The following is a 12,471-nucleotide window of genomic DNA, read 5'->3' as shown; positions in this document are numbered from 1 at the left end:
AAGCGCCCGTGCCGCCGCCTTATTCGTCTTCGGACTCGGAGGTGTCCGACCGCGGTGTGGTGGTCGGGCGGCGGGTCGTCGGTTCCTCGTCCTCGGTCGGCGGCGGTGTCGTGGCCGACAGCGTCCGGCGCGTGGTCGTCGGTTCCTCGGTTTCCCTTGGCGTTTCGGTTGCGGCGGTGCGCGGCTCCGTGGTGCGTGGCTCCGTGGTGCGTGGCTCCGTGGTGCGCTCGGGCGAGGTGCCGCTGATCTCCGATTGCTCTTCCGGCGGAACGGTCATCGTGCTGTATCCGGCGGGCCTGCGCGGCGGTCCGGCGGGCGCCACATGCCAGCTCGGCGAGGGCGGGATGACGATGCGCGGCACCGTGGCGCTGGAACCGTCGTCACGGACCACGGCCGCGGCGGCCGGGCCGTCCTTGAGCGGCGGTGGCGGGACGTAGGTGTCCTCGCCGCCGATCCCGCAGGAGCCGATGAGGACCAGACCGAGCGAGACCGCTCCCACTGCGATCGCCGGACCCGCGATCTTGGCCCTGCTGCTCTCCATCCGGGACACTCCTCGTGTGTTTCGAGTGGCCTCACCATAATCCACGTGTGCCCACCCGGGCCACGCGAGCGGGTCACCGTCGGCGGGCTTCTACAGCACTTTCAAACATCAATGATTCAGATATCGAATTGATCTCGTCGGCGTGTCGCGGGCACGTGTCGCGGCACAACCGCGTCTACGGGCCGTAGCGTATGTGATCGAAGTTACGCGTGAGACGCCTATACCAGGATGAGAGACGCGCTGGTCGAGCTGCGCGAAGGCAATACTCTGATCGGCGTCACCGAGGAGAAGATGATGGGAGCATACTCGACCTCTCCGCTGCCGGCGGCCGACGCGACCGCCGAAACGGCAGAACCTGCGAAGCAGGAAGTGTCGAAATCGCCCACAGGCGCTGTGTCCACGATCGTGGCGCGGGCATTGGGCTGGCTGTTCTTCCTCGGCGGTATCGTCGGGGCAGTGCTCGGCATTGCGGGGCTACACGTCGAGATCACCGTCGCCGGATTGATTCTGGCGTGCACCGCGGGGCTCGTGCTGCTGAAGATCCGCGCCGACGGCGGGGGGCGAAGCGGCGCGGACTGACCCGGGACCATCTGTCTTCGGACGGCGTTGCGCGAGACTTCGCTTGCGGGAGCGAAGTCGAGCCACCGAAAAGTTGTTCGCGGACCTTCGCTTGCGGGGCGAGGATACGACGTGCGTAGTCCGTCGGTACTTCGGGTACGGCCGAAGCGAATTCAGAGGTACGCCGAATGCGAATCGAGATGACGGAAGACCCCGTCGCCTACCGTGCCGCGACCGAGTCCTTCCTCCGCCGTGATTTCCTGCGGCACACCGTGATCGCTACGGGTATCGCCAACTTCACCGATCTGGCGAATCCGACCTCGAACAAGATCTATCGCGCGATCGGCTACCGAGCCGTCCACGATTTCGCGAACTACGTGTTCGAGTAGCCGACGACCCATTCGAAGGCCGCGGCCTTGGAACGCGCTCCCTCCGCGGTGCGCGAACGGTTCGGTTCGCCGAGCTCGGCGAGCAGGCTCTCGGTCAGCTCGACGAGCTCGGCCAACGTGGCCGGGGCGAACCAGTCCGGGCGGGTGGCGAACAGGATGTCCTCGCTGGAGGTGTTGCCGCTCGCGCCGGGCGCGAACGGGCAGCCGCCGAGGCCGCCGAGCGAACCGTCGACCATGCCCGCCCCCGCGCCGATCGCGGCCAGCGTGTTGGCCACGCCCATGCCCCAGGTGTCGTGGCCGTGGAACACGATGCGGCGCTGGGGAGTTCGCTTCCGGACCGCCGAGATCAGCGCGGCGACCTGGGCCGGATGCGCTTGGCCGAGGGTGTCGGCGAGGACGATGTCGCCCGTTCCCTCGGTGCGCGGATCGTTCGCGATCGCGAGGACCCGCTCCGGATCGACCGGGCCGTCGAACGGGCAGGTGAAGCTGGTCGCCAAGCACAACTGAATGGCGCCGCCCACCTCGTGCGCCAACCGCACCGCCTCCGGCAGCACGGCCATGCTGTCCTCGGTCGCGCGGCCGATGTTGGCCTTGTTGTGCGCGTCGGACGCCGAGAAGCAGTACTGGAAGTTGCGCACGCCCGCCGCCGCGGCCTTGGCGACGTGGCGCGGGGTGGCCACCCACACCCAGCAGCGCTCGAGCTCCTCCGGGCTCAGGGCCGCGACGAGGTCCATGGTGTTGGCCATGGGCGGCACCAAGTCGGGCCGCGCCATGGAACCGATCTCCAGCGCGGGCACGCCGAGCGCGAGCAGGCGGCGCACGATCTCCACCTTGCGCTCCACGGGCAAGGTCTTGCCGGTCAGCTGGAGGCCGTCGCGCAAAGTCACATCGCGCAACACCACGTCGTGCGCTTCGGTCATCGCCGGTCCTCTCGCGCCTGCGGCGGCACGCACATCACTCCCGCCCACGGTTTCTGGTTCGCGCCCGCCGGATTGGGGTGCACCGTCGGCCGCGCGTGCCCGGGCGCGCGCTGCTCCCACACGTTGCGACCCGTCGGCCTGCGACGACCTCGCCTGCGAGTCATGCCTGCACCTCGCTCTCACCCGTGGCGGCCGCGATCTCGGCTTCGCTCATGCCGAGCAGGCCGGAGAGCACCTCGTGGGTGTGTTCGCCCAGGTCGGGGCCGACATTGCGGATGGGAAGCGACTGCTCCCCGATCACGGGCACGATGCCGGGGAATCCGACCGTCTTCGGCTCCGGCTCGCCGACGTCCACCGGAAACGGCTGAATCATGTTGCGGGCCTTGTACTGTTCGTCGGCGACGATGTCGGCGGCGGTGTAGATCGGGCCGCACGGGATGGCCGCGTCCTCCAGGATCTTCAGCGCCTCGTCCCTGGTGTATTGAATCGTCCATTCGCCGATCGACGCGTCCAGCCGCTCGCGGTGGCGCCAGCGGCCCGCGTTGTCCTGGAGTTCCGGGTCGGCCGCCAAGTCGGGCCTGCCGATCACCTGCATATAGCGCTGGAAGATGGCGTCGCCGTTGCCGCCGATGATGATGCTGAAACCGTCCCGGCACGGATAGGCGTTGCTCGGCGCGATGCCTTCCATCCGCCCGCCGACGCGTTCCCGGTTGATGCCGTAAGCCAGGTAGTCGGGGACCAGCGATTCCATCACCGAGAGGATGGCCTCGTTCAGCGCGACGTCGATCACCCGCTCGGCCAGCGGCACGGCGTCCGTGCGCTCCCGCTGGAACAGCGCCATCACGGTGCCGAAGGCGGCGTAGATGCCCGCGATGGAATCACCGATGGAGACGCCGACGCGCACCGGGGGACGGTCCGGGTCGCCGACCAGTTCGCGCAGCCCGCCGACCGCCTCGGCGACCGCGGCGAAACCGGGCCGCGACGACATCGGTCCGGTCTGCCCGTAAGCGGAAATCCTGGTGATCACCAGATCGGGATTGGCCTTGTTCAGCGCCTCGGGCCCGAGTCCCCACTTCTCCAGCATGCCCGGCCGGAAGTTCTCCAGCAGCACGTCGCAGTGCTCGACCAGGTCGAGCACCACCGCGCGGCCCTCGTCGGTGCGCAGATCCAGGGTGATCGACTTCTTGTTCCGGTTGACGGTGCGGTACAGCATCGAGGTGTCGCCGCCGTAGAGCCGCCAGTTGCGCAACTCGTCGCCGGCCTTCGGCCGTTCCACCTTGATGACCTCGGCGCCGAAGTCGCCGAGTATGCGCCCGGCGGTCGGCGCCGCGATGTAATTGCCGAGCTCGAGGACGCGAACTCCGTCCAACGGCCGAATACTCATGGCCAATAGTGTGGACTAATCCAGCTCCCGACCTCGGCCCGCCCTCGGTCTCGCGCCGGGCGCGGGTACCGCGCACCGGGGGCGGGCTTCGGCGTATTTCGCCAATCAGGCGGCGCGCGAGACCTCTTCGACGATCGAGTAGTGCTCGGCGTTGCCCGCGACGACGGTGCTCGGGGCGCCGTCCACGCCGACCGGGACGTCACCGGCCAGGGTGATGCGGGTCAGCTTGCGCGGCTGGTCGTCGTAGTCGTCGACGGCGTAGTGCTGGGTGGCGCGGTTGTCCCAGATCGCCACGTCACCGAGCTGCCAGTTCCAGCGGACGGTGTTCTCGAGGCGGGTCACCCGATCCTGGAACAGCCGGAACAGCGCCTGGGACTCGGCGCCCGACAGGCCGACGAAATTCTTCACGAAGTGCCCGACCAGCAGCGCCCGCTCACCGGTCTCGGGGTGCACCCGCACCACCGGGTGCTCGGTCTCGAAGTAGGTCGACTCGAACTCGGCGCGGTACTCGGCGGTGTTCGGCCGGGCCTTGCTGCCGTGCGCCGCCGCGTAGTCGTACACATTGGTGTGCACCGCGCGCAGGTGCTCGGCGAGCAGCTTCAGCGGCTCGGGCAGCGACTCGTAGGCGGCCACGGTGGAGGCCCAGGTCGTGGATCCGCCGTAGGTCGGCAGGGTCACCGCGCGCAGGATCGAGGCCTTCGGAATGCGGTCGACGAAGGTGACGTCGGTGTGCCAGCTGTTGGCCCGGCCGTACTCGGAGTCGATGGCCAGGCTCTTCACACCGTGCGAGCTGACCGTCGGGTGCGGGGTCGTCGGCGTGCCGAGCAGCTGCGCGAACTCGTACTGCGCGTCCTCGGTGAGGTGCTCCTGGCCGCGGATGAAGACGACCTTGTGCTCGAGCAGGGCGCGACGGATCACGTCGACCGACGCCGCGTCCAGGTCGCCGCCGAGCCGGACGTTGTCGATCTGTGCGCCGATGCGGGCGCCGAGCTTGGTCACCGAGACCGTGGGGGCGGGTGCGATCGTCATGTGTGGTCACCTTCGCTGATCTGGAACGGGAGTGCGTGGTAGAGCACATCACCTGGAAAAGGGGCGTGACCAGGGTTTTCGTCGGGGTGATCGCAAGGGGTGGGGTTGTGGCTCGGCACGCGCCCAGCGCCGTTCGAGGCAAACCTGGGTAGGAGTGCGTGAACGCGCAGGTCCAGCCCTCGGAACCACGTCAACCGACGCAACCACCAACCCGAACCGGACGATTCCTGCCTCGCCGCCCCAGAAGAACCGGGCCAACCGCACCCGAAGTGCGCGAGGTGCGTGCTAAATCACCCCACGTGCTCCCGAAGGTAGGCGAGATCGTCCGCGACCCCCTCGCCCGGAGTCTCCAGCACCACCGGCGCGTCCGCGCTGCGGCAGACTTCGGCGAGCAGCTGCGGGTCGATCGTGCCGTCGGCGAAGTTGGCGTGGCGGTCGGCGCCGGAGTTGAACTCGTCGCGCGAGGAGTTGAGGTGTACCAGGTCGATGCGGCCGGTGATGGCCTTGATCCGGTCGACGACGCCGAGCAGTTCCTCGCCGCCCGCCCAGGCGTGGCAGGTGTCCAGGCAGAAGCCGGCGCCATAGTCGCCGACGGCGTCCCACAGCCGGGCGATGGTGTCGAAATGCCTGGCCATAGCGTGGTTGCCGCCCGCGGTGTTCTCGATGAGGATCGGCACCGCGAAGCCGCCTTTGTCCTGCTGGCGTTCGAACAGCTTGCGCCAGTTGTCGATTCCGGTCTCCACCTCGGCGTCGGAGCGGACGTGGCCGCCGTGCACGACCAGGCCGAACGCGCCGAGATCGGCGGCCGCCTTCGCCTGCTGGGCGACCGCGTTGCGCGAGGGCATCCGCAGCCGGTTGTTCAGGCTCGCCACGTTGATTTGATAGGAGGAGTGCACCACCACATCGATCGGGCTGGCGAGGATCTCCTCGGTCCTCGGGTGCGGGACCGGTTTGTCCCAGCTCTGCGGGTCGACGACGAACATCTGGATGACATCGGCGCCGAGTTTCTCACCGAAGCCGATCGGATCGCTGTCGAGCCGGACGTGTGCTCCAATGCGCATGGGGCTCAGCGTAGTGGGCGGCACCGACATCGCGGGAAACCGGCGATACGGCGGCGAATAGCCGAGAATCGAAGGACTGTTGCGCCCACGTGGTTCCGCGAGATACATCGGTAGGATCCACGTGCTCGACCCGATGAGGGGGGTGAATCACCTTGCTGCGTACTGGCGAGATCTTTGCCGGTTACGTCATCAAGCGCGTGCTCGGACAGGGCGGCATGGGCACGGTGTATCTGGCCCAGCATCCGCGGTTGCCGCGGATGACCGCGCTGAAGCTGCTCGATCGCGAACTCTACGGTGATCTCGAGATCAGGGGACGCTTCGAGCGGGAGGCTGATCTGGTCGCCCAGCTCGACCACCCCAATATCGTCACCGTCTACGACCGCGGCGCCGAGGACGAGCAGCTGTGGATCTCCATGCAGTTCGTGGCGGGGTCCGACGCCGCGAGCGCCGACGTCGACGTGCTCGCCGCCGGACGGGCGGTGCAGATCATCGCCGAGACCGCCGCCGCGCTGGACTTCGCGCACGCCAACGGGGTGCTGCACCGCGACGTGAAACCGGCCAACATCCTGCTGGCCAAGGCGCCCATCGGGCAGCCCGAGCGGGTGCTGCTCACCGACTTCGGCATCGCGGGCATGCGCAACGCGGACACCACGCTGAGCTCGGCGGGCACCATCACCGCCACGCTGGCCTACGCCGCGCCCGAGCAGCTCAGCGGGCAGCCGCTGGACCACCGCGCCGACCAGTACTCGCTGGCCTGCACGCTGTTCTGGATGCTCACCGGCAATGTGCCCTTCCCCGGCACCACCCCCGCGGCGGTGATGAACGGGCACATGTACACGCCGGTGCCGCCGCTGTCCCGCACCCGCCGCGGTCTGCCGCCCGCCCTGGACGCGGTGATGGCTCGCGCCCTGGCCAAACGCCCCGCCGACCGGTTCCCCAGCTGCACCGATTTCGCCACCGCCGCCCGCCGAGCCCTGGCCTCCGGTACGCCGGGCCCGCATCGCCCGCACCCCATGACGGGACCCGTCCCACCGCACACCGGCTTCGCCACCCAGCACCAGGGCGTGCCGCCTCGCACCGGGGTCGCCCCCGACGCACGTCCTCCGCACACGGGCACCCCGACACATGCCGGTGCACCGGGCGGTGTGCACCCGCACACGGGCGGCCCCACGCACGCGGGTGGCCCGACGCACGCGGGTGGCCCGACGCACGCGGGTGCGCACCCGCCAAGCAGCGGCTCGGCTCACCCCGGCTCACCGGCGCACGCCAGTGCGCATCCGCGCCCCGGCGTGCCGCGCACTGGATTCGTGCCGCCCGCGACTGGCGCGCAAACACATTCGCCGTACGCGAGCGATCCCTCACATCCAGGTGTGCCTCCGCAGTCGGGTGGAGTGTTGCCGCCCATGGGGTTCGGTTCACCTTCGAACGGTGCGCCGCGTGCTGCTCGTCCTCCGCACGGGACTGATCCGTCGCATCCGGGTGTGCCTGCGCAGTCGGGTGGAGTGTTGCCGCCCACGGGGTTCGGTCCACCTTCGAACGGTGCGCCGCGTGCTGCTCGTCCTCCGCACGGGACTGATCCCTCGCATCCGGGTGTGCCTGCGCAGTCGGGTGGAGTGTTGCCGGCCACGGGGTTCGGTCCACCGCCGAACGGGACGGGCGCGGCTCATCCGTCGTACGCGAGCGACCCGCCGCATTCCGGACGACCGCCGCAATCGGGTGGTTTCGCGCCGCGCGCGGACAATGCGCAGTCGAGGAGGGTTCCGCCGCAGGCGAATTCGCTTCCGCATACCGGTTCGCCGCCCCATGTCGGTGTCCCCGGACATCGAGGTCCGACCGCGCCGGGGCCGGGCCGGAGCGGTCTCCCGCCACACACCGGAGCCCCCACCGGTCCGCAGCGCGCGGTGGATCTGACCCGTGGTGCAGGCCCGCACGGGACCGCCGCGTATCCGCTCCCCGCGACCCCGCACCCGCGGACCGACCACCCGCAACCGGTGGACGACCGAGCCCAGGCTGGTACGCCGTATGCCGGACGCCCGACGAGTCTGCCGCGGACACTGCCATTGCCTTCGGACGCGGCCATGCCGGTCGGTGGCGCCGAACAGGCGATCGTGCCCGGCACGGGGATAGAACAGGCGGCTCCGCCAAACGTCCGGCCCGGGCAGTCGAATACGACGTCGCCCTCCGCTGGCGGCCAGCGGTCGAACCACGGTCGGCCTACCGCCGGTGTCGGGCGGGCGGACATGTCGTCGCCATCGACTGGGGCCGGGCAGCCCAATACGACGTCGCCCCCCGCTGGCACCACACGGCCAGACACCTCATCACCAGGCGCCGCCGCTGATCAGTCGCCGAACTCAGGGCGAAATTCCTTGCCGCACGGCGAATCCGCGCCGCCCAACGGAGGACGGGCAAGTGCCGGAGCGGATGCGCGGCACACCTCCTCGGCGGCCGGAAGCGCGGAAGGCTCGGCGACATCCGACGGCGGACAGCCAACCCCATCGGTGCCGCCGCGAGCACGGACTCCCCGCACCGCCCGACCGATCACCATCGCCCTGCCGGACAGGGTGCGCCGGGGGCGGAGCGCACCCGCCGGTCCGGGGGCCGGAAACGGCCCGCAACCGCCCGAACCACGCCCTCCGCCATAGCTTTTCGCTATTGATGTCGCCTGGCATACCCCCGTCTCCTCGGGCATCCTGAGGCCACGCGACTGCTGCTAAGGTTTCGATGTTTTCCGTGGTCGGGTAAGCGCTGACCGCGCATTCTTATGCTGTACGCCTGTTCCCGGCGGGTCCCGGTGCAGGCGGGAATTGGAGCAGACATGCTGGCCAGCGGTGAGGTTTTCGCCGGCTATGTCATCGAACGGCAATTGGGTCGCGGTGGCATGGGTTCGGTGTACCTGGCGAAACATCCGCGGCTGCCGCGGATGACGGCGCTGAAGCTGTTGAACCGCGAATTGTTCTTCGACAAGGAGGTGCGGGCGCGGTTCGAACGGGAGGCGGATCTGGTCGCCCGGCTCGATCACCCCGGCATCGTCACGGTCTACGACCGCGGTCTGGAAGACGAGCAGCTGTGGATCTCGATGCAGTTCATCGACGGCATCGACGCCGCCTCGGTGGATCCGAAGACGCTGCCGCCCGAGCGCGCCGTGCAGATCATCAAGGAGACCGCCGACGCGCTGGACTACGCGCACGGCATGGGCGTGCTGCACCGCGACGTGAAACCGGCCAACATCCTGCTCGCCCGCTCCACCGGCGGCCGCGGCGAGCGGGTCTACCTGACCGATTTCGGCATCGCCCGGCTGCGTGACGACACCGGCCACCTCACCCAGACCGGCACCTTCACCGCCACGCTGGCCTACGCCTCGCCCGAGCAGCTGACGGGCGCGTCCCTCGACCACCGCTCCGATCAATACTCGTTGGCCTGCGCGCTGTTCTGGCTGTTCACCGGCAGCGGTCCGTTCGCGGCGACCAACCCGGCCCAGGTCATCCAAGGACACCTCCAGTCGGCGCCGCCGGCGCTGAGCAGCGTCCGCCCCGGACTGCCGTTCGCGCTGGACGGCGTGCTCGCCAAGGCGATGGCCAAGCGGCCGGACGATCGCTTCGCCAGCTGCTCGGAGTTCGCCGCGGCGGCGCAGGCCGCGTTGTCGGGTCAGAGCGCGCCGTCGATGCCGCTGGTCGGCGGCCAGCGCCCGGTCACCGCTCCGCCGCAGCCGATCTCGGCTCCGCATCCGATTACCGGCGGGCCGATCCCGGTGACAGGCGGCCAGTATCCGATCGGCCCGACGACCAGCGGTTCGCAGCCGCTCACCGGCCAGCCGATGACCACGCCGCAGGGCGCCATGCCGACCGCGACCGGCCCGCACCAGCAGACCGGCCCCAGCGGGCAGTACCCACAGCAGTCCGGGTTCGGATACGCACCGCCGCCCGGCCCGCCGATGGGTGGCGGTCACCCGATGGGCGGTGGCCACCAGCCGCCGCGCAAGTCGAACACCGGCCTGATCGCCGCGCTGGCTGTTGGCGTCGTGGTGCTGATCGCCGTCGTCGTCGGCATCGTCGTCGCGGTGAGCGGCGGTTCGTCTTCCGGTAGCGGCGGCACCACGACCACCGCTCCGGTCACGACGACCAAGCGTCCGGTGGCCGCCGACGCCGCCGCCATCAGCAACGAGTTCCCCGGCATGGTTCCGGCCGACAAGGACGGCGACACCGGCTACAACGGCGCCACCTGCGGCGCGTACTCGCCCGACCGTCCCTCCGTTCCCACCGACGGCACACCGGATTTCGGCAACTGGGCCTACCAGTGGGACTGCTTCGGCGGTGGCGACAACGCCGACCCGTTCTTCACCATCTACGTCTACAAGTCGTCCGCGGACGCGCAGGCCGCGCTGAACAACCTGCCGTCGGACGCCACCAAGTCGACCGACAGCAACGGCGGAAAGTCCTACACCAACTACAAATTCGAGAACAGCGGCCCGAAGATGGTCACCGTCTTCACCGGCGACCCCGACCGGGGGCAGTTCCTGATGTACACCGACGGCATCGTCGGCACCATCGACGAGGTGCTGCGCTGGTGGCGTTCGGCGCCGCTGAACTGACGCATGCTTGACAACGGCGCGGTTTTCGCCGGGTACACCGTCGAACGCCTGCTCGGGCGCGGGGGCATGGGGTCGGTGTACCTGGCGCGGCATCCGCGGTTGCCGCGGTGGACGGCGTTGAAGCTGCTCAATCGAGAGTTGTTCTTCGACACCGAGATTCGGGCGCGGTTCGAGCGGGAGGCCGATCTGGTCGCCCAGCTCGACCACCCGAACATCGTCACCGTGTTCGACCGCGGGGTGGAGGGCGAGCAGCTCTGGATCTCGATGCAGTACGTCGACGGTGTCGACGCGGCGTCACTGGACGCTCGCGCGCTGCCGCCGCGACGCGCGGTGCAGATCGTCACCGAGACCGCCAAGGCGCTCGACTTCGCGCACGGCAAGGGCGTACTGCACCGAGACGTGAAGCCCGCCAACATCTTGCTGGAGCGGGCCGAGGGCGGCCTGGAACGGGTGTTCCTCACCGACTTCGGCATCGCCCGCTTCCGCGACGACACGGGCAAGCTGACCCAGACCGGAACCTTCACCGCCACACTCGCTTTCGCCTCGCCCGAGCAGCTTTCCGGCGCGGTGCTCGATCACCGCTCGGATCAGTATTCGTTGGCGTGCAGCCTGTTTCGCATGCTGACCGGCACCGTGCCGTTCGAGGCGAGCAACCCGGTCGCGGTGATCCAGGGCCACATGACCCAGCCGCCGCCGCGACTGAGCACCGTCCGCCCCGGCCTGCCGCCCGCGCTGGACGCGGTGCTGTCGCGTGCGCTCGCCAAGCGCCCGGACGACCGGTTCGACTCCTGCGCGGAGTTCGCCGAGGCGGCCCGGCGGGCGCTCGCCGATCCTGGCTCTGGTCCGTTTCCGCTGGCGCACAACGATTTCGGCCATCGTTCATCGGCAACCCAGCGCCCGTCCCCGCAGACGATGCCCGGGTACTCGATACCCGCCGAGGGCTACTCCGCAACGCCTACCGGCTATTCGACCCCACCGGCACCCGGTCACCCGAGTCCGCCCGCTGGTCCGCGCGGGTATACGTCCTCGCCTGCCGCCACTTCGGGCACTGTGCCCGGGCAGCAAGCAAACCATTGGGCGCACGGTTCCGGTGCAGCGCCTTCGCAGGCCGCGAGATCGAACGAGCAGGCCGCTTGGCGGGAGTACCCGGATCAGTCGGGCCCACAGCACGCCTCCGCATTCGGCAACGCGGCACCCGCGGTCGACACGCCCAACTCTCCGCAGACGCGTATGGGCGTGGGATCGGGATTCTTACCAGGTTCCGCTGGGGCGCAGGCGCATTCGAGGCAGCACGCCCGGGGTCGCGGACGCGGACGCACCAGGTCTCGCCGCACCGCGGTGATCGTCACAATCGGAGCGGCGCTCGCCCTCCTTACCGCCAACGGAATCGTCCGCGATCGCGGTTCATCCGAACCGGAAGCCTCGGTTTCGTCGACCAGCGCCGTCGAGGTGGCGTCATCGACTCAACGCCCCGCGAAGACCAGTGCGGCGCCGACGACCTCGGAGCAATACGACGACGACGCTCACACCGACAACATCGCGTCGATCAGCAGGGCGTTCCCCGGTATGACCCCCGAGGTGGACGAGGACAACGTCGTGCACACCGGCCCCGGTCACAACGGCTCCACCTGCTTCGCGCACGAGGAGGGCTCCGCCAACGCGATGGACGCGGGCGCACCTGATTTCGGCAACTGGACCGCGTACTGGTACTGCTTCGGCGGTCCGAACAAAGCCAGCTACGAGCTGTTCGTCTACCGCTCGCCCGAGGACGTGCAGGCCGCCGTCGACGCGCTGCCGGGACACGCCAGATCCACCGCGAAGCACGGCCGTGAGACCTACACCAACTACCTGCTCGAAGGTCATCCCGCCGCCAAGCGCCCGCGCATGATCACGGTGTTCACCGGCGCGAAGAAGCGGGAAAACTTCCTGATGTACAGCGTCGGCTTCATCGCGACCCAGGACGAATTCATGAACTGGTGGCGCACCGCCCCGCTGAGTTGA

The 12,471-nt window shown here is 69.3% G+C and carries 11 protein-coding genes; 5 read left to right on the top strand and 6 right to left on the bottom strand.

Features of this window, described 5'->3' with window-relative positions:
• Positions 1-19: 19 nt before the first annotated feature.
• Positions 20-541 (bottom strand): hypothetical protein, encoded by a 522-nt coding sequence (locus T333_RS11200; protein WP_496424408.1) that lies wholly within the window; start codon positions 539-541, stop codon positions 20-22.
• Between the two features lie 228 nt (positions 542-769).
• On the opposite strand from T333_RS11200, the gene T333_RS11195 reads away from it, so the two are divergent.
• Both T333_RS11195 and T333_RS11190 read left to right on the top strand, forming a co-directional pair.
• Positions 770-1,120, top strand: a complete 351-nt coding sequence (locus tag T333_RS11195; protein WP_355001795.1) for a hypothetical protein — start codon at positions 770-772, stop codon at positions 1,118-1,120.
• Positions 1,121-1,287: 167 nt separating this feature from the next.
• Positions 1,288-1,488 (top strand): GNAT family N-acetyltransferase, encoded by a 201-nt coding sequence (locus T333_RS11190; protein ID WP_355001794.1) that lies wholly within the window; start codon positions 1,288-1,290, stop codon positions 1,486-1,488.
• On the opposite strand, the gene T333_RS11185 is transcribed toward T333_RS11190, so the two are convergent.
• From T333_RS11185 to T333_RS11165, 5 genes are all read right to left on the bottom strand, one after another.
• Positions 1,473-2,408 carry a hydroxymethylglutaryl-CoA lyase-like TIM-barrel protein gene (locus T333_RS11185; protein ID WP_496424407.1) on the bottom strand — a complete coding sequence of 312 codons (936 nt, stop codon included), beginning with the start codon at positions 2,406-2,408 and terminating at the stop codon, positions 1,473-1,475. The two genes, T333_RS11190 and T333_RS11185, sit on opposite strands and share 16 nt — an antisense overlap.
• Positions 2,405-2,572: a hypothetical protein gene (locus T333_RS11180; RefSeq protein WP_355001792.1), complete on the bottom strand. Its 168-nt coding sequence runs from the start codon at positions 2,570-2,572 to the stop codon at positions 2,405-2,407. The genes T333_RS11185 and T333_RS11180 overlap by 4 nt, the downstream gene beginning before the upstream one ends.
• Positions 2,569-3,792 carry a CaiB/BaiF CoA transferase family protein gene (locus T333_RS11175; protein ID WP_496424406.1) on the bottom strand — a complete coding sequence of 408 codons (1,224 nt, stop codon included), beginning with the start codon at positions 3,790-3,792 and terminating at the stop codon, positions 2,569-2,571. Before T333_RS11175 ends, T333_RS11180 begins: the two co-directional genes overlap by 4 nt.
• 105 nt (positions 3,793-3,897) lie before the next feature.
• Entirely contained in the window at positions 3,898-4,821 is a 924-nt protein-coding gene (locus T333_RS11170) for a TauD/TfdA dioxygenase family protein (RefSeq protein ID WP_496424405.1), read from the bottom strand.
• A 290-nt stretch (positions 4,822-5,111) separates the two neighbouring features.
• Positions 5,112-5,882 (bottom strand): deoxyribonuclease IV, encoded by a 771-nt coding sequence (locus T333_RS11165; protein WP_141809043.1) that lies wholly within the window; start codon positions 5,880-5,882, stop codon positions 5,112-5,114.
• 152 nt (positions 5,883-6,034) lie between these two features.
• On the opposite strand from T333_RS11165, the gene T333_RS11160 reads away from it, so the two are divergent.
• The 3 genes from T333_RS11160 to T333_RS11150 all read left to right on the top strand — a co-directional run bounded on the left by T333_RS11160 (position 6,035) and on the right by T333_RS11150 (position 12,471).
• The gene (locus tag T333_RS11160) at positions 6,035-8,524 is read left to right on the top strand and encodes a serine/threonine-protein kinase (RefSeq protein ID WP_496424404.1); all 2,490 of its coding nucleotides are present in this window, start codon (positions 6,035-6,037) and stop codon (positions 8,522-8,524) included.
• Between the two features lie 173 nt (positions 8,525-8,697).
• Positions 8,698-10,470 carry a serine/threonine-protein kinase gene (locus T333_RS11155; RefSeq protein ID WP_496424403.1) on the top strand — a complete coding sequence of 591 codons (1,773 nt, stop codon included), beginning with the start codon at positions 8,698-8,700 and terminating at the stop codon, positions 10,468-10,470.
• Between the two features lie 3 nt (positions 10,471-10,473).
• The gene (locus tag T333_RS11150; RefSeq protein ID WP_496424402.1) at positions 10,474-12,471 is read left to right on the top strand and encodes a serine/threonine-protein kinase; all 1,998 of its coding nucleotides are present in this window, start codon (positions 10,474-10,476) and stop codon (positions 12,469-12,471) included.

This window comes from Nocardia sp. CNS-044 (assembly GCF_059570515.1).
The sequence above is the reverse complement of the archived record's forward strand: the minus strand, read 5'-3'. Positions and strand labels throughout refer to the sequence as shown.